The sequence below is a fragment of the Dyadobacter sp. 3J3 genome (assembly GCF_009801115.1).
Classification (GTDB): Bacteria; Bacteroidota; Bacteroidia; order Cytophagales; family Spirosomataceae; genus Dyadobacter.
Window position 1 is genome coordinate 1 of record NZ_VTOL01000051.1, and the last position, 610, is coordinate 610.

1 pseudogene is annotated in these 610 nt (G+C 48.9%); it reads right to left on the minus strand.

Annotation, left to right across the window (positions count from 1 at the left end):
• Positions 1-610, minus strand: a pseudogene (locus tag FZF08_RS31450) (hypothetical protein); the annotation flags it as partial.

Below are 610 nucleotides of genomic sequence, written 5' to 3' on the forward strand. Positions count from 1 at the left end.
ACCAGTTTAAAGTGGCGCCGGAAATAGCGGTTGCTGTTAAAGTTGCACTCTGACCGACTGTTACATTTACAGGCGTTGTTACAACCGGAGCGGCGGGTGTTGTACATGGTGCAGCAGCCACATTTACGACTATCGCTGAACGGGGACTTTCACAAGTTCCTACACTTTGGCTAACATAATAAGTTGTACTACCAACCGTCGCGGTAGAAACTGTTGGCGCGGTGGCAGATGCTGTTCCGCCTGTTATACTTGTTCCATACCAGTTTAAAGTGGCGCCGGAAATAGCGGTTGCTATTAAAGTTGCAGTCTGACCGACTGTTACGTTTACAGGCGTTGTTACGACCGGAGCGGCGGGTGTTGTACATGGTGCAGCAGCCACATTTACAACAATGGCTGAACGAGGACTTTCACAAGTTCCTACACTTTGGCTAACATAATAAGTTGTACTACCAACCGTCGCAGTCGAAACTGTTGGCGCGGTAGCAGATGCTGTTCCGCCTGATATACTGGTTCCATACCAGTTTAAAGTGGCACCAGAAATAGCGGTAGCTGTTAAAGTTGCAGTCTGACCAACTGTTACATTTACAGGCGTTGTTACGACCGGAGCGGC